Genomic DNA, 16,490 nt, shown 5'->3' with positions numbered 1-16,490 from the left:
CGAAGAGGCGCGCCTGCCCGTCGCGAGCGCCTGCCCACCGGACCGACCATCAATATCGGTCAAACGGTTTACGCCGTTATTAGGCCCCCAATGCGTCAAAATTACTCCATTGTACAAGCAGCTTGATATTCAATGTAATTCAAAGTCGGTCGTGAAAAAATTGTACTGATACTGAGTTGATGTTAGTGCGAGTCCAAGCGTTTTGGGAAGAAAAATGACATCCTTGCTACGAAGACACCGCAAGATTCTATCCTGGGTTGCAGGTGGATGCGTCGGCTTTTTCCCTGCTTTGGCGCTGTGCGCGGACCTTGCGCCGGTCTCTTGTCTGATCGAACCCCGTGACATCGTGAAACTTTCGACGCCGGTGTCGGGTGTTGTCGCCTCTGTCGCAGTAGACCGTGGCAGCCGCGTTAAAAAAGGCGACGAAATTGCCCGTCTCGATACCGCCCTGGAAGAGGTCGCCCTGACGCGCGCACGTTTGCGCGCCAAAGACCGGGCGGAAATCGAAGCGCTGGAAACCCGCATCACCTTCTTGACACAACAGGCCGATCGCACCGCACAACTGGCAAAGCGAAATGCAGTGTCATCCACCGCCGCCGATGAAGCCAAACTTGACCTCGCGCTCGCGCGCTCGGAACTGAGCCGCGCCCTGATGAACCAGCAACTTGCCGTTCTCGACGTGCGCCGTGCCGAGGCCGAGTTGCAGCAAAAGATCGTGACAAGCCCCGTGGATGGAGTTGTTACCCAAAGATTGCTTAGCCCCGGTGAATACCGCGAAGGCGAAGCCCATATTGCCACAATTGCCGAAATGGACAGTCTTGTTGTCGAAGCATTTGTTCCGATTTCCTATTTCGGCCAGATCCAGATCGGTCAGCCGGTCCAGATCCGACCCGAAGCGCCCCTTGACCAACTGCACCCCGCGACAATCACGGTCATAGATCAGGTTTTTGATGCCGCGACGGCGACCGTTGGCATTCGGATGGCGTTGCCAAACCCCGATCTGGTTCTGCCAGCAGGGCTGCGCTGCACGCTATATTTCAGCACGAACAACTGACAACAGGGCATCGCGCGACTCTGTTTCAGGAGCACCGGCCGTGACGGACGGGGTGGCGGACGTGAATCCAACCGCGCTGTCGTCCCATTTTGATGCAAAGACAAAAGCGGGCCGGCGCTTTGGCCATTTCCGGCCAGCAGCCTGGCCATTTCCTGCCAGCTATTATTGGGGTGTCTGCGGGCAATTTCTTGTCAGTCAAGAGCTGCATAACCCACTGTGGCCCACGTCGGTCCGATGGGCCGCTGACCTTTTCTGGGAGGAAAAATCATGATCAATTTGAAATCCGCGCTGCGCGGTTGTGTTCTGGTATCGACATTGGCCGCCGCGCCTTTTGCTGCACAGGCCCAGGACTTTATCAACGTGCTGACCGGCGGCACCTCGGGCGTTTACTATCCGCTGGGCGCGAGTCTGGCCAATATCTATGGCGAAAAGATCGACGGCGTGCGCACACAGGTGCAATCAACCAAGGCCAGCGTCGAAAACCTGAACCTGTTGCAGGACGGACGCGGCGAACTGGGCTTTGCGCTTGGCGACAGTGTCGCAATGGCCTGGGAAGGCAACGCCGATGCGGGCTTTCCCCAGAAACTGGACAAGCTGCGGGGCATTGCCGCGATCTATCCCAACTACATTCAGATTGTGGCCAGCACCGACAGCGGCATCACCGAATTCAGCGGTCTGGCGGGCAAAAGCCTGTCTGTGGGCGCGCCGGCATCGGGCACTGAACTGAACGCGCGGGCGATTTTCGGGGCCATGGGCATGTCCTATGATGATCTTGGCAAGGTGGAATACCTGCCGTTTGCTGAATCTGTCGAGCTGATCAAGAACCGTCAACTGGACGGAACCCTGCAATCGGCCGGCCTTGGGGTGGCGTCGATCCGCGATCTGGCGTCTTCGCTGCCGATCAATGTCGTGGCGATCCCTGCCGAAGTGGCCGAGAAGCTGGGCGCGCCCTATGTCGCGGCCACCATTCCCGCAGGCACCTATGACGGCCAGACGGCAGACGTGCCCACCGTTGCGGTTTCGAACTTTCTTGTCACCCACGAAGGTGTCAGCGACGAGCTGGCCTATCAGATGACCAAGCAGTTGTACGAAAACCTTGATACGCTGGTGGCAGCGCACAAGGCTGCGGCGCAGATTGACATGTCAAAAGCGCTGGAGGGTATGCCGATCCCGCTGCACCCCGGTGCAGAGCGGTATTACCGCGAGATGGGCATTCTCAAGTAACCACGCCGGTATCTCGTCACATGGAAGGGGGGCGTCGCACCGGCGCGCCCCATCCGATATCCAAACGCTTTCCAAGGTAATCATATGCCCAATCCCGTTTCGCCCCCCGAACCTCACGAGGGACACGAGGTGTCATTTGGCGCTGGTCCCACAGGCCGCCTGCTGTTCTGGATCGCCGTTGTGTTCGCAATCTTCCAGATTGTCACTGCTGCTCATATTGTCGATTTGTCCAGCCAGATCACCCGTGCCTTTCACGTCGGCTTTCTCACATTGCTGGCGTTTCCGTTGATCGCCTATGGCCGCCGCGTGTCGGCACCGTTGCGCACACTGGCATGGGCATTCGCCCTGGCAGGTGTCGCGGTGGCGCTGTACCAGTGGTGGGAATACCAGCCGCTGATCCTGCGCGCCGGTCGACCGCTGACGCAGGATATCGTCGTTGGCGTGGTGGCCCTGGTCGTCGTCTTTGCCGCGGCCTGGACCATGATGGGTTTTGCCCTGCCGCTGATTGCCGGCCTGTTCCTGGCCTATTGTCTGTTCGGTGAATATCTTCCGGCGCCGCTGAACCATCGCGGCTATGACTTCTCGCAGGTCATCGACCACATGGCCTATGGGACCGAAGGCATTTACGGGATTCCAACCTATGTGTCCTCGACCTACATCTTCCTGTTCATCCTGTTCGGCTCGTTTCTTGAACGCGCAGGGATGATCCGCCTGTTTACCGATGTTGCGCTGGGTCTGTTCGGCCAGCGGCAGGGCGGTGCGGCCAAGGTTGCCGTGGTGTCATCGGGGCTGATGGGCACGATTTCGGGATCGGGCGTTGCAAACGTGGTGACGACCGGCCAGTTCACCATCCCGCTGATGAAGAAATTCGGCTACCGGCCTGCCTTTGCCGGCGGCGTCGAGGCGACCGCGTCAATGGGCGGGCAGATCATGCCGCCGGTGATGGGGGCGGTAGCCTTTATCATGGCCGAAACCCTGGACGTGGCCTATGTCGAAGTGGTGAAAGCCGCGCTGATCCCGGCAATGCTGTATTTCGCCTCGGCCTTCTGGATGGTGCACCTTGAGGCCGGCCGTCACGGTCTGCGCGGTCTGGGCAAGGACGAACTGCCGTCCGCCCGCAAGGCGATCCGGGAAAACTGGATGCTGCTCGTGCCCTTGGGCGTGTTGGTCTACCTGTTGTTCGGGGGCTATACACCGCTGTTCGCCGGTACGATCGGTCTGGGGCTGACCGTGCTGCTGATCCTTGGCGGCTCTGCCGTGCTGAACCTGCCTGCGGGGGCCATGCGCACGGTGTTCTGGATGTGTCTGGGGCTGGTTGCCGCTGGATTCCTGCAATTTGGCATCAACGTGCTGATCGCGGCACTTGCGGCGCTCATACTCTGGTGCGCGCTGTCACGCGGCGGGCGGGATACGTTGATCCTGTGTCGGGATTCGCTGGCCGAAGGCGCCAAAACGGCGCTGCCGGTTGGCGTTGCCTGCGCATTGGTCGGGATCATCATCGGAACGATGACGCTGACAGGGGCGGCAAATACATTTGGTCAGTTTATCGTGGCAGTCGGACAAAGCAGCCTGTTGCTGAGCCTGATTTTGACGATGTTCACCTGCATCCTGCTGGGCATGGGTATTCCGACGATCCCCAACTACATCATCACCTCGTCAATCGCCGGCCCTGCCCTGCTTGAGCTGGGCGTGCCCCTGATTGTCAGCCACATGTTCGTCTTCTACTTCGGCATCCTTGCAGACCTGACACCCCCCGTGGCCCTTGCCTGTTTTGCGGCCGCGCCTATTGCCAAGGAAAGCGGGCTGAAAATCAGCATGGAGGCAATCAAGGTTGCCGCCGCAGGGTTCGTTATTCCCTTTATGGCGGTCTATACGCCTGCGCTGATGTTGCAGGCGGGCGGGCCGCTGGCCGAAACGATCGGATACTGGCCTGCGGTTGCCTATATCGTGTTCAAGACGGTTGTGTGCATCGGGATGTGGGGGGCAGCGGTCATCGGATGGCTGGGTCGTCCCCTGGGTTGGCCCCTGCGCATTCTGGGGGTCGTCGCGGCGGCAACGCTGATCGCTGCGGTGCCGGTGACGGACGAGATCGGCTTTGCCCTTGCGGCGGTGTTTGTCGGTGTGATCCTCGTCTCGCGCCGCAAGGCTCCGGCGTGACGGGTTGTCTGGGTGTGGGGGCCGTGGCGCTGCATCTGGCGCTGGGGTCCTTTACGCTGCAATGGACGCATTCGGTTGAACACGTCACATGGCAGGAAGACTGGCGCGTCGACGGGGATGTGCTGACGCTGGAAAGATCCCGCCTCAAGGGCTCGGGCGCGGGCATGGAGCCGGGACCGGATGCGTTTCTGCAAGATGGCTGGTGGGTGTCCGCCGGCCATCTTCAGGTTCCGGAACTGGTGCTGGCGGCCTCAGGTGCGACGGGGGCAGGCTGGACGCTGTGCGCTGACGGAATCTGTCGCGTTATCGGCGCTGTTTCGGCACAGCCGATCACAGTCGCCCCTTGCAAAACGCAGACTGTAAAACACAGCGATCCCGTGCAAGACTGACGGCCATGATCCGCACCCGCCATATCCGCAGTTTTTCGTTCATGCTTTGCCTTGCACTGCTGGTTGCGGGTCTGGGCGGTGTGGTGGCCTATCGTGTTGAACTTTCACGGCTTGCCGACACGCTGGACCAGTCGCTGACGCTGACGCGGCGGTCGATCGAGACCGAGATCGACCGGTTCCGCTATCTTCCCGAAGTTGCAGAGCAGGACATTCGCATCAGCCGGGCGGTCACGACACCAAAAAGCGTTGCAAACATAGAGGTCGCTAACAGGTATCTCGAAACGATTGCCGCTGTATCGGGGGCCGACCAGCTTTATCTGTTGGACCAATCGGGCATCGCCATCGCGGCAAGCAACTGGAACACACCGGACAGCTTCGTTGGAATCGATTACAGTTTCCGGCCCTATTTCCGGGATGCCATGGACGCGGGCACCGGTCGTTTCTATGGCATCGGCGTCACGACACGGCGACCCGGTTATTTTCTGTCGTCGCGTCTGGATCTGGACAGCGGACAAACGGCTGTTCTGGTTGTGAAAATCGACCTCAGGCCGCTACAGACGGCATGGCGGCAGGCCGCCGTTGATACGGCCATCGCAGATGCAGACGGCATCATTTTCCTGTCGGGACAGCCCGACTGGCTTTACCGGCCCCTGTTTGCGCTCGGGGCGCAGGCACGCACGCGCGTTGCGGTCACACGACGCTACGAGGGTGTCGATTTCGACGCCGCCGACGCGCTCCTGGCTGAACACCGTTCGTCGCTCAGCAAGGAACAGCCCGTGGACATGTCTGGACGGGCCCTGCTGGTGCGTCACCTGATCATGCCACAGGAAGACTGGCAGGTGATTCAGGCCAGTCCCGTTGCGGCTGCACGGCTGACCGCACTGGCGATGGCGGCAATCCTCGGCCTGACAACGCTTGCGGCGGCATTGCTGATCCAGACGCTTTTGCAACGCCGCCGGATGATCGGTATGCGGTTGCAGCAAAGCCGGCTGCTGGAACAACAGGTGGAACGGCGCACCCGCGAACTGGCCGCCGAGATCGAGACCCGCATCGCCGCAGAATCCGAGCTGAACCGCGCCCAGGATGCGCTGGTCCATTCCGAGAAGATGGCCGCGCTTGGCCGGATGTCCGCGGCAATCGTCCACGAAATCAGCCAGCCTCTTGCCGCGATGGAAGCAACTTTGGCTGCGGCGGCGCTTGGCGGCACGGGCGATCAGCGCAGCACGGCAAAACGGATCGAAACCACACGCGGCCATATCCGGCGGATGTTGCGCACGATCAAACACCTCAAGAGCTTCAGCCGCAAGGACACCGGCATGTTGACACCTGTCAACATGGATCGCGTGATCGACAACGCCATCGACCTGGTCCGCCACCGCGCCGATGACATCGGGGCAAAGCTGACCTGCGCGTATTCTGGCGAGGCCCCGCCGGTGATGGGCGGGATGGTGCGTTTGGAACAGGTCTTGGTGAACCTGCTGCTGAATGCGCTGGACGCCGTGATATCCGGCGACGCCGGGCATATTGTGGTCACACGCACCGTCACCCCCGATTCAGTGATCGTGACCGTTCAGGACAATGGCGTGGGACTTGATTCAGAAGCCGTTGCCAAGATCGGAGAGCCGTTTTTCAGTCGCAAACAGGATGGTGAAGGTTTGGGGTTGGGTGTCGCTATCAGCCAGTCCATTGTCGCGGATTTTCACGGCACGCTGACCTATGAATCGCGTCCGGCCGAAGGCACTCTTGCGATTGTCACCCTGCCCCGCACCGACGCCCGCAACCGAAAGACCGCAGCATGAGCCATGCCAATATCTGGGTGGTCGATGACGACGACGATCACCGCGAAAGCCTGTGTGACCTGATTGCGGCGGCGGGCCATAATCCGGTCGAACTGTCAGGCGGCATTGCCGCGCGCGACGCGCTTGGCGGCCCGTTGCCGGATCTGATCCTGTCGGACCTGCGGATGCCCGGTCTTGACGGTATTGGATTGCTGGAGGCGGTTCGTGCTGTGGCCGCCGATCTGCCGATCGTTCTTTTGACCGGACACGGCGATGTCACGCAGGCCGTGCGCGCGATGCAGCTTGGCGCGCAGGACTTCCTGGAAAAGCCCTATGACGCGGATCATCTTCTGACAGTGGTCGCGCGCAGCCTTGTTGCTGGTCGTCTGCACGCCGAGAACAAGATGTTGCGCGAACGTCTGAAAGTTGAAGAGGCGCATCTGATCGGAGAGACAACCGCCATCAACGCCGTGCGCCAGCGGCTGACAGAAATTGCAGCCCTGCCTGTCGACGTCATCCTTCAGGGGGAAACCGGAACCGGCAAGGAACTGGCCGCGCGCAGTCTTCACACCCAGTCGGGCCTCAGCGGACCGTTCGTCACGATCAATTGTGCGGCCTTGCCAAACAGTGGATTCGACGTGGATTTGTTCGGACGCATGGATGCCACGGGCACCTTGCAACCGGGGCGCGTGGGCCTGGCAGAGGGGGGCACGCTGTTTCTGGACCAGATTGATGTGATGCCGCTGGAATTGCAGCCGCTGTTGTTGCGCCTGCTGCAATCACGCCAGATCGAGCCTGTCGGCGGGAGAGAGCCCATCGAGGTTGACCTGAGGGTGGTTGCATCGGCCAGCGAAGACCTGAAGGAACTGATTGCCCGGGGGGCCTTTCGCCAGGACCTGTATTACCGGTTGGCCGGAGTCGAAATTCAGCTGCCCCCCTTGCGCCAGATTGCGCCGGATATCCCGGTGTTGTTTGTCCATTTCCTTACGCAGGCCGCCGCACGCCACGGCGTGCCGGTCCCCCAGATCGCCTTTGCGGAACGCAAGGCACTGCAAAGCCATGACTGGCCCGGCAACGCCCACCAGTTGCGACAGGCAGCGCACCGGCGGATATTGGGGCTGGACGGGGTCGCGGACACGCGCGATCTGGCTGTGACCGGCACGTTGAAAGATCGGGTGGCGCGTTTCGAAGCGTTGGAAATCATGCGTGTGCTCGACCAATGCCGCGGAAACACCGCCCGCGCGGCGGCACAGCTGGGCATCCCGCGCCGGACCCTGAACGCAAAAATGAACCGTCAGGGAATTAAACCCTGAACAGGGTTTCGCCGTGAAAGTGTACAGCCCGGCTTGGTGCCATCGACATGGCCCCTGCGCGGCAGGGTCCGGCATTAATTTGTTACGCCGACAGGGCCATATCTGGATAGTCGCTGACCAAAAGGTGAAGCGGGGCAATATCCTCCTGGATGGACGCAAAGCGCCCGACCGGATCACGAAAGATATTGTCGCGCGCGTCGTCGTTCACCGTTGACACCTCGCCAATCAGAACGTCACCGCCTTCGGCCCAAAAGGCGTGCCAGTCGCCGGGGCGCAGCGTGACGCTTTCGCCCGGTGACAGCGTCAGTTTCTCGCCCGCCGCATAAGCGCGCCGGATGCCGTCGCACCAAACCGTTCCGCCCTGATCCTGCGCGAAACCTCCCGCGTCGTCCGAACCATACAGCTCGACCACCAGTGTCGCGCCACCCCGGTTGATGATATCCTCAACCTTGAGAACATGGGTATGCATCGGGCTGAGCTGATCCTGTTTGGAAATCAACAGCTTTTCCGCATAGCACATGCCGCCGCCACGGTGCAGATCGGACAGCAATCCGTTGCGCAGCGTGAACAGGAACAGCCCGACCTCGTCAAAACGCCCCAACCCGTAATCTGTGATGTCCCAACCGCAGCGGGTTTCGACAATGTGGCGCGCCGCGTCGGCGCGCGTTTCAAATTCATCAGGTGCCCAATAGGCGAATGGCGGCAGCGAAAACCCGTGGCGCCGGATCATCTCGTCTGCCGCGCCAATAATCTCGTTGATGCGCGACCGCTTCATGCAGCTTCCGCCGGCGCGTCCTTGGCGCCTGTCATAAAGGCGACGGCATCCGACATTGTATAGTCTTTGGGGTCGATGACACACAGCCGCTTGCCCAGACGGTGAACGTGAATGCGGTCTGCAACCTCGAACACATGCGGCATGTTGTGGCTGATCAGAATGATCGGAATGCCGCGCGATTTCACGTCCTGAATAAGCTCAAGCACCTTGCGGCTTTCCTTGACCCCCAAAGCCGCGGTTGGCTCGTCAAGGATAATCACCTTGGACCCAAATGCGGCGGCACGCGCAACGGCGACCCCTTGTCGTTGGCCGCCCGACAGCGTTTCCACCGCCTGATTGATGTTCTGAATTGTCATCAGGCCAAGTTCGCTCAGCTTGTCACGCGCGAATTTCTCCATACTCGGACGGTCCAGCTGACGCAGCCATTTGCCGCGAAACCCCGGTTTGCGCAGTTCGCGCCCCATGAACATGTTGTCGGCAATCGACAGCGCCGGCGACATGGCCAGAGTTTGATAGACGGTTTCAATGCCCGCCTCGCGCGCTTCAATCGGGCTGGCAAAACGCACCTCGCGCCCCTCAAGCGTCACAACGCCCCCGTCGGGCACAACCGCACCGGAAACCGCTTTGATCAGTGAACTTTTGCCCGCGCCGTTGTCGCCGATAACGGCCAGAATTTCGCCCGGCATCAGATCGAAATCACAGTGATCCAGCGCCGTAACCTTGCCATAACGCTTGACCAGTCCGCGGCCTTTCAAAATCGGTTCCATTATGCTGCTACCTTTCTGATCCACTGGTCTACTGCAACAGCCGCGATGATAAGCGCGCCGATCAGCAGGAATGTCCATTGTGCGTCTGCGCCGGCCAGACGCAGCCCAAGCGTGAAAACACCAACGATAAGTGCCCCGAAAAAGGTGCCGAGGATCGAACCACGCCCGCCAAACAGCGAGATGCCCCCGATCACCACCGCAGTGATGCTTTCGATATTCAAAAGCTGCCCCGATGTCGGGGACACCGATCCGATCCGGCCAATCAGCGCCCATCCGGCAAAGGCGCAGATCAACCCCGCAATGGCATAGACCGAAATCAGGACGCGCTGCACATTGACGCCCGACAGCTCTGCCGCTTCGGGGTCGTCTCCGACAGCATAGACATGTCTGCCCCAGGCCGTGTGTTTCAGAACATAGGCCAGAAAGATCACAAGCAGGATCAGGAACACGACGCCCAGGGTAAAGACCGCGCCGCCGATCTTGAACTTGGCCCCAAGCAGTTGAAGCAGCGGCGCCGCTTCGGCAATATCCTGCGAGCGGATGGTTTCATTGGCCGAGTAAAGGAAGTTGGCGGCCAGAATAATCTGCCACATGCCCAGGGTGACAATGAAGGGGGGCAATTTCATTCGTGCGATCAGCCAGCCATTCAAAGCACCAATCGCAGTGCCGCAGGCCAGACCGCTGGCAACGGCGACGGTCGGCGGCAGGCCATATCGAAAGGTAAACTGCCCCATGACAACCGACGAAATCACCGCAATCGCGCCGACACTCAGGTCGATGCCGGCTGTCAGGATCACCAGCGACTGGGCCGCAGCGACGATGCCCACGATCTGAACCTGCTGCAAGATAAGCGTCAGTGCAAAGGGCGAAAAGAACTTTGACCCAAGCGCCAGCCCGAAAATCAGGATCGCCGCGACAAGCACAATAAGCGGCACCAGCGCCGGTGTTGTGTGCAATGCGTGGTGAAAGCGGCCTATCAGCCCCTTTTTGTGTTCGGCAAAAGAGGCCACCTCGGAAGACGCCTGGGTCGACGCCGCTTCGTAATTGTCAGATTGGGTCATGTGTTTTGTCCCTGGGTCGTGTCGCTGTTGCTGGCAGGAAAAGCGGACAAAAGCCCGCCTTTCCGAGAGTAGTCTACGATAATATCAGCCCCAGCAAAGTGCGGTGCCCGCGTCAGAGTCGATGCTTGTGACGCCATCAACAGGACGGTCGGTGACCAGCGCGACGCCAGTGTCAAAGAAATCCTTGCCATCGGTCGCCGCAGGCTTGGTGCCATTGTTTGCCCATTCGACAATCGCTTCGATGCCTTTCGAGGCCATCAACATCGGATACTGCTGCGATGTTGCGCCGATAATACCGTCTTTGACATTGGCAACGCCGGGGCAGCCACCGTCAACAGACACGATCAGCACGTCGTTTTCACGACCAATAGATTTAAGTGCCTCGTAAGCGCCTGCGGCTGCGGGTTCGTTGATCGTGTACACAACGTTGATCATCGGATCTTTGGCCAGAAGGTTTTCCATCGCCTTGCGGCCGCCCTCTTCGTTGCCGGCGGTCACATCGTTGCCAACAACACGGGGGTCGTCCTCGTCACCCCATTTGTTGGGGTCACCCAGATCAATGCCAAAGCCTTGCAGGAAACCCTGATCGCGCAGAACGCCAACGGTCGGCTGGCTGACCGCCAGATCAAGCATCCCGATCTTTGCATTCGCGGCCTCGTCTCCCAGCGCGGCAGCGGCCCATTGGCCGATCAGCTCACCGGCCAGGAAGTTGTCCGTTGCAAAGGTCATGTCCGCCGCGTCGATGGGATCAAGTGGCGTATCCAGCGCGATCACAACGATGCCCGCATCGCGCGCCTGCTGGACCGCAGGCACGATCGAGCTGGGGTCCGATGCTGTCAGAAGAATGCCTTTTGCACCGTTGGCAATGCAGGTTTCGATGGCGGCAACCTGTGTTTCGTGATCGCCGTCCACCTTGCCGGCATAGCTGTTCAGGGTGACGCCCAGTTCAGCCGCCTTGGCCGCCGCCCCTTCGCGCATTTTGACAAAGAACGGATTGGTGTCGGTCTTGGTGATCAAACATGCGCTGATGTCATCTGCGAATGCGGAACCCGTCATTGTGGCCAGTGCAAGGGCCGAAGTTGCGAGTAGGTTTTTCATACTATCCTCCCAGATAGATCGCTCCGATTTTCAGACCGGGCTCCTCCCTGATCCGTGCCTGCGCATCGCATCTGGCGGCAGGTTCCCCTTAAGAAGCCTGATTCCACGGCACGCGTCAATAAATAAATTAACTTTATTAAATAAAAGGTCTGCGCTATCTTCCCCAAGCAAAACAAGGCGTTTAGGATGGCGTCCATGGATGGAACAAAGATCAGAGCGTTAAGTGGCGGCGTGAACCAAAGCGGCGTTCGCAACCATAACGAACGGCTTCTTCTGTCAATTGTGCAGCGACACGGCGGCCTTTCGGGCATTGATCTGGCGCGCCGGATGGGCCTGTCGCCGCCTGCGATTTCAACGATCCTGCGCAATCTTGAACAAGAGGGCGTGTTGCGGCGCGGCGAACCCGTCAGAGGAAAAGTCGGCAAGCCATCCATCCCGATGGAGTTGAATCCAGACGGCGTGCTGTCTGTCGGGCTCAAGGTCGGACGCCGCAGCGCCGACGCTCTGTTGCTTGATCTGTCAGGCGAGGTGCGCGCCAAAAAACACCTGCAATACGACTATCCCCTGCCCGAAAACCTGTTCCGTTTTCTGGCGGAAGGGATCGCCGATTTTCGCGGCAATCTGGATGCGGCGGCGCAGTCACGCCTGTGCGGCATCGGTATCGCCACCCCGTTCGAGCTGTGGAAATGGAACGATCTGATCGGCGCGCCGGCAGACAAGTTCAGGTCATGGAAGGACATCGTCTTTGCGGATGAGATCGCCAAATTCAGCGACCTGCCTGTTTTTGTGGTGAACGATGCCACCGCCGCGTGCCGTGCCGAACATCATTATGGGCGGGGAAAAGAATTCAGGGACTACGCCTATTTCTTCATTGGGTCCTTTATCGGCGGCGGGATCGTGATGAACAACACGGTTTTCGAAGGCAACCAGGGCAATGCAGGGGCGCTTGGGTCCATGCGCGTCGCCGGTCCGCTGGGGGAAAGCCGCCAACTCATCGACGTTGCCTCGATTCACCTGCTCGAAGCACGGCTGGTCGAGGTGGGCCTGAACCCGCAAGCGCTGTGGCGGGAGCCGCAGGATTGGAGCGGTTTTGCCCGCTATGTCGACGCGTGGATTGGTCAAACAGCGCAGGAACTGGCCAAGGCATCGCTGTCTGTATGTTCGGTTGTCGATTTCGAGGCCATATTGATCGACGGTGCCTTTCCCGCTGAAATCCGAGAGGAACTTGTCGAGCGTGTGCGCAGATACATCGCAAATCAGGACACAAGAGGATTGATTGCGCCCCAGATCGAAGCGGGCAGCATCGGCCGCAATGCCCGTGAAATCGGCGCGGCAAGCAGTCCGATTTTCTCGCAATTCCTGCTGAACGCCAACGCAGGCCTGTCCGCGCTCTGACGCTCTGGCGGGCATCGACGTTGCTCCTATGATCCGCAAAGGACAATGCGACCGGCCAGAAAACCCCGGCGTCGAGCGGTTTTCCGAGCTCATGGGATAATTGTGTCCGACTGAACCCCCGACCCTGACAAAAGAGTCGCGGTTTTTCCATCGCCTCGGGTTTGGACCCATTCAACCACACAGTTAAATCCTATGATTTGAACAAGTGTTTGACTTTGAGCGAACGACGGTATCAACTGGCCGGCAGCAGGCGGAGACTGAAAATGGGCCGGAATGTTCACGATCTGGGAAACGGGCTGTTTGCTTATATTCAGGAAGATGGATCATGGGGGTGGAGCAACTCGGGGCTCATCACCTCGAATGGTGAAAGCCTGTTGGTGGATACGCTGTTCAACGGCCCGTTGACCCGTGACATGCTTGCCGCCTATCGCAGGGCCACACCGGACGCCGCGCACATCGCCACATTGGTCAACACCCACGCGAACGGGGACCACACCTTTGGCAACCACGTCATCAAAGGCGCGCGTATCATCGGCACGACAGCCTGTCGGGACGAGATGAACGAACGCCCTGCCCCCGCATTCGCCACGATGATGGACAACTGGCGCGATGCGGGCGAAGCCGGTGCTTTTTTGCACGAAGTCATGGGGTCGCGGTTCGATTTCTCGGATGTGGGCCACGTGACACCCGATGTGCTGTTCGACGGATTTCATGCGCTGGATGTGGGCGGCTTGCGGGTGGAGCTGCACGAAATGGGGCCAGCGCACACCATGGGCGATGCGGTGGTGTTCGTGCCCGAACTCAAGACGGTCTTTACCGGCGATATCCTGTTCTCGGGCGGCCACCCGATCCTGTGGGCGGGTCCGCTGGACAACTGGCTGAAAGCTTGCGACGCCATCCTGGGGTGGGATGTCGATGTGGTTGTGCCCGGCCACGGCCCTGTGGGCGACAAGGCCGCCGTGCACCAGTTGCGCGATTATCTGGCCTATGTTCAGGACGCGGCGACACAGCGCTACGAGGCCGGACTTGGCTGGGCCGAAGCCGCCTGGGACATCGGCATGGAAGCCTATGACAGCTGGCTGGACCGCGAGCGGGTGGTCGCCAACGTGGCCAATGTCTATACCACCCTGTCCAAGGGCGCTGTTGCCCCCACCCGCCCCGAGATACTGACGATGATGTGCCGGTATCGGGGCCGTATGCCCAGCCCCGATATGGCCTGCCCCGCCTGTGGCGGGGCTCACTGACGTGACGCGGCGACGCGATTGCGCAATATGCCAAGACCGCTGATTTCCAGCTCGACCGTGTCGCCCGCCGACAGGAACCGCCCCAGCTCCAGCCCGCAGCCGCCACCCACGGTGCCCGACCCGAAAAATTCGCCCGCGTATAGCGTTTCGTCGCGGCTGATGTGTTCGATGATCGCATCAAATCCGTGGTGCATCTGGCCCGAATTGCCGCGCGCCCATTCTTCGCCGTTGATACGGGCAATCATCGTCAGGTTGCCCACGTCAACCTCGTCTGCCGTCACCAGCCATGGCCCCAGCACGTTGCCCCCGTCAAAATCCTTGCCCTTGGCCGGACCAAGCCCCACGGCCACCTCGCGCATTTGCAGATCGCGCGCGGAAAAGTCGTTGAAGATGCAATAGCCAAAGACATGGTCAAAGGCGTCGGCGCGGGAAATATCACGCCCGCCACGCCCCAGAACCATTCCCAGTTCCAGTTCGAAATCAAACCGCGTCTCGCCCTTCGGGATCGCTACGTCGGTGCCGGTGCCCGCCACCGAGAACCGGTTTTGTTTGTAATAGACCGGCTGCTCATACCAGACATCGGGAATGAAAACAGTTGCCGGATCCACCCGTTCGCTGGCCAGTCCGAACAGATGCCGGTTGGCGCGGGCCTGTCGCAGATGTGTCTCGAACGTCAATGCGTCGCGCATCTGGATCGGACGCAATGGCGCCAACAATCCGGGTGCTTCAATAACCTGCGCACGCTGTGCCAGTGCGCGCCCGGCACGCTCAAGCGCCGCAGGCCCGCCTTCGATCAGATCCTGCATTGTGGCAAATTCGGACAAGGCCACGACCGCGCCGTTTTCATCAAGCGCGCCGACATGCGCCGTCCCGTTTGTCTCGTAAGTTACCAGCTTCACGGTTTTTCCTTTTGCAGATCGTCATAACGGTCGGACACGCGGCTGCCCGCATAGAAAGTGGCAACAAAGGCAGGACGTGCCTGAATGCGGGCATACCAATCCGCAACCTCTGGCAAATCATCCCACAGCGACGCCATGCCCAGATCGGCCATGCGATCAATTGTGGGCGTGACGCAATAGTCGGCCAGCGTCAGTGCGGCGCCGCACAGCCATGGGCCCTGTCTCAGCCGTGTTGCCATCCGCATGACCGTCTGGCGCAATTCCGCATAAGAGGCGTCCATTTCCGCATCGTCAAAGCCATCGCGCCCCATCTTGCGATAAAACGCGGTGCGCAGCGGACGCGACTGCGCCGCCGCGTCGAACTGGTCGGCGTCCATGTCGCTGAAATGGCGCAAAAACACCTTTTGAAACGATGGAAAGCGGATCGCCTTGGTCGGCACCTCTTCGATATAGCGCAGCCACGCCCGCATATCGGCGCGGGCAAAGGGGTCTTTGGGCGTCAGCGCGGTTTCGGGAAAAACCTCGTCGAGAAACTCGATAATGACCGAGCTGTCGATAACGGCCCGACCGTCTGCGATCAGGGTTGGCACCACGCCATTGGGATTGATCCTGAGATAGATGTCGCTCAAATGCTCTTGGGTGCGAAAATCCAAAATCCTGTCGGTAAACGAAAGTCCCTTTTCATGCAGGCACAGCCGCACCTTCTGGCTGCACGTCGAATAGGCCGCATTGTACAGTTCAAGGTTCATGGAGGACTTCCTTTAGATCAGGACGGTGGCGATGCCGGGAGCCAGAAGCAGCAGCACAACAAGAACCACCATCGCCAGCACAAAGGGAAACGCCCCCGCAAAGATTTCGCTCAGCGAGATGTCCACATCCCGCAGGTTCGCCTTGACCACAAAACACGCGATGCCAAGGGGCGGCGTCAGCAGGCCAACCTCGACGGTGACAATGGTCAGGATTCCGAACCAGATAAGATCGACCTCATGCGCATGCATGATCGGCAGGAACAGCGGCAGCAGGATCAGCATGATCGACGTGCTGTCCAGAATGGCGCCCAGCAGGATCACCACGACGATATAGGCCACCAGAATGCCCACCAGCCCCAGATCGAACATCGCCATTACGCCGCCAATCTGACCGGGCAATCCGGTCAGCGCCAGCAGGCGGGCGTACATGTGGGCCGCAATGATCAAAAAGGTGATGGCCGCCGTCACCCGTCCGGTTTCCATCAGGATCGTCCAGAACGATCCCAAGGTCAGCTTGCGCCGGAAAAGCGCAAATAGAAGTGCGGCCAAGGCACCGACGCCGCCTGCTTCGGTGGGGGTGAACACGC

Annotated in this window: 15 protein-coding genes; 8 read left to right on the top strand and 7 right to left on the bottom strand. The window is 60.0% G+C overall.

Features of this window, described 5'->3' with window-relative positions; all coding sequences use genetic code 11:
• Nucleotides 1-214: 214 nt before the first annotated feature.
• The 6 genes from DSM107133_RS18295 to DSM107133_RS18270 all read left to right on the top strand — a co-directional run bounded on the left by DSM107133_RS18295 (nt 215) and on the right by DSM107133_RS18270 (nt 7,915).
• The gene (locus tag DSM107133_RS18295) at nt 215-1,054 is read left to right on the top strand and encodes an efflux RND transporter periplasmic adaptor subunit (RefSeq protein WP_114294658.1); all 840 of its coding nucleotides are present in this window, start codon (nt 215-217) and stop codon (nt 1,052-1,054) included.
• Between the two features lie 267 nt (nt 1,055-1,321).
• Nucleotides 1,322-2,278, top strand: coding sequence for a TAXI family TRAP transporter solute-binding subunit (locus DSM107133_RS18290; protein WP_114294656.1), 957 nt, complete (start codon nt 1,322-1,324; stop codon nt 2,276-2,278).
• 84 nt (nt 2,279-2,362) lie between these two features.
• On the top strand, nt 2,363-4,435 hold the full coding sequence (locus DSM107133_RS18285) for a TRAP transporter permease (protein WP_114294655.1): 2,073 nt from the start codon (nt 2,363-2,365) through the stop codon (nt 4,433-4,435).
• Entirely contained in the window at nt 4,432-4,824 is a 393-nt protein-coding gene (locus DSM107133_RS18280) for a DUF1850 domain-containing protein (protein WP_114294654.1), read from the top strand. The genes DSM107133_RS18285 and DSM107133_RS18280 overlap by 4 nt, the downstream gene beginning before the upstream one ends.
• A 5-nt stretch (nt 4,825-4,829) precedes the next feature.
• Nucleotides 4,830-6,623, top strand: a complete 1,794-nt coding sequence (locus DSM107133_RS18275; protein ID WP_240310613.1) for an ATP-binding protein — start codon at nt 4,830-4,832, stop codon at nt 6,621-6,623.
• Nucleotides 6,620-7,915 (top strand): sigma-54 dependent transcriptional regulator, encoded by a 1,296-nt coding sequence (locus DSM107133_RS18270; RefSeq protein WP_114294653.1) that lies wholly within the window; start codon nt 6,620-6,622, stop codon nt 7,913-7,915. Before DSM107133_RS18275 ends, DSM107133_RS18270 begins: the two co-directional genes overlap by 4 nt.
• Nucleotides 7,916-7,997: 82 nt before the next feature.
• Here the strand turns inward: DSM107133_RS18270 and DSM107133_RS18265 are convergent, their stop codons facing one another.
• The 4 genes from DSM107133_RS18265 to DSM107133_RS18250 all read right to left on the bottom strand — a co-directional run bounded on the left by DSM107133_RS18265 (nt 7,998) and on the right by DSM107133_RS18250 (nt 11,616).
• Nucleotides 7,998-8,690, bottom strand: coding sequence for a D-lyxose/D-mannose family sugar isomerase (locus DSM107133_RS18265; RefSeq protein WP_114294652.1), 693 nt, complete (start codon nt 8,688-8,690; stop codon nt 7,998-8,000).
• A complete protein-coding gene (locus DSM107133_RS18260; RefSeq protein ID WP_114294651.1) occupies nt 8,687-9,457 on the bottom strand; it encodes an ATP-binding cassette domain-containing protein in 771 nt (256 codons plus the stop codon). The genes DSM107133_RS18265 and DSM107133_RS18260 overlap by 4 nt, the downstream gene beginning before the upstream one ends.
• Nucleotides 9,457-10,518, bottom strand: a complete 1,062-nt coding sequence (locus tag DSM107133_RS18255) for an ABC transporter permease (RefSeq protein WP_114294650.1) — start codon at nt 10,516-10,518, stop codon at nt 9,457-9,459. Before DSM107133_RS18255 ends, DSM107133_RS18260 begins: the two co-directional genes overlap by 1 nt.
• An 84-nt stretch (nt 10,519-10,602) precedes the next feature.
• A complete protein-coding gene (locus DSM107133_RS18250; RefSeq protein ID WP_114294649.1) occupies nt 10,603-11,616 on the bottom strand; it encodes a sugar ABC transporter substrate-binding protein in 1,014 nt (337 codons plus the stop codon).
• A gap of 195 nt (nt 11,617-11,811) precedes the next feature.
• Between DSM107133_RS18250 and DSM107133_RS18245 the strand changes: the two genes are divergently transcribed.
• Both DSM107133_RS18245 and DSM107133_RS18240 read left to right on the top strand, forming a co-directional pair.
• On the top strand, nt 11,812-13,011 hold the full coding sequence (locus DSM107133_RS18245) for an ROK family transcriptional regulator (protein WP_114294795.1): 1,200 nt from the start codon (nt 11,812-11,814) through the stop codon (nt 13,009-13,011).
• Nucleotides 13,012-13,274: 263 nt separating this feature from the next.
• Nucleotides 13,275-14,255, top strand: a complete 981-nt coding sequence (locus DSM107133_RS18240) for an MBL fold metallo-hydrolase (protein WP_114294648.1) — start codon at nt 13,275-13,277, stop codon at nt 14,253-14,255.
• On the opposite strand, the gene DSM107133_RS18235 is transcribed toward DSM107133_RS18240, so the two are convergent.
• The 3 genes from DSM107133_RS18235 to DSM107133_RS25075 are packed head-to-tail and all read right to left on the bottom strand — an operon-like array spanning nt 14,249 to nt 16,488.
• Nucleotides 14,249-15,154, bottom strand: coding sequence for a fumarylacetoacetate hydrolase family protein (locus DSM107133_RS18235; protein WP_114294647.1), 906 nt, complete (start codon nt 15,152-15,154; stop codon nt 14,249-14,251). The two genes, DSM107133_RS18240 and DSM107133_RS18235, sit on opposite strands and share 7 nt — an antisense overlap.
• Complete coding sequence (locus DSM107133_RS18230; RefSeq protein ID WP_114294646.1) at nt 15,151-15,903, bottom strand: glutathione S-transferase family protein; 753 nt, start codon at nt 15,901-15,903, stop codon at nt 15,151-15,153. The genes DSM107133_RS18235 and DSM107133_RS18230 overlap by 4 nt, the downstream gene beginning before the upstream one ends.
• Before the next feature lie 12 nt (nt 15,904-15,915).
• Nucleotides 15,916-16,488: a TRAP transporter large permease subunit gene (locus DSM107133_RS25075; protein ID WP_275890954.1), complete on the bottom strand. Its 573-nt coding sequence runs from the start codon at nt 16,486-16,488 to the stop codon at nt 15,916-15,918.
• Nucleotides 16,489-16,490: the final 2 nt, after the last annotated feature.

Source organism: Pseudosulfitobacter sp. DSM 107133, from assembly GCF_022788695.1.
Classification (GTDB): domain Bacteria; phylum Pseudomonadota; class Alphaproteobacteria; order Rhodobacterales; family Rhodobacteraceae; genus Pseudosulfitobacter.
The sequence above is the reverse complement of the archived record's forward strand: the minus strand, read 5'-3'. Positions and strand labels throughout refer to the sequence as shown.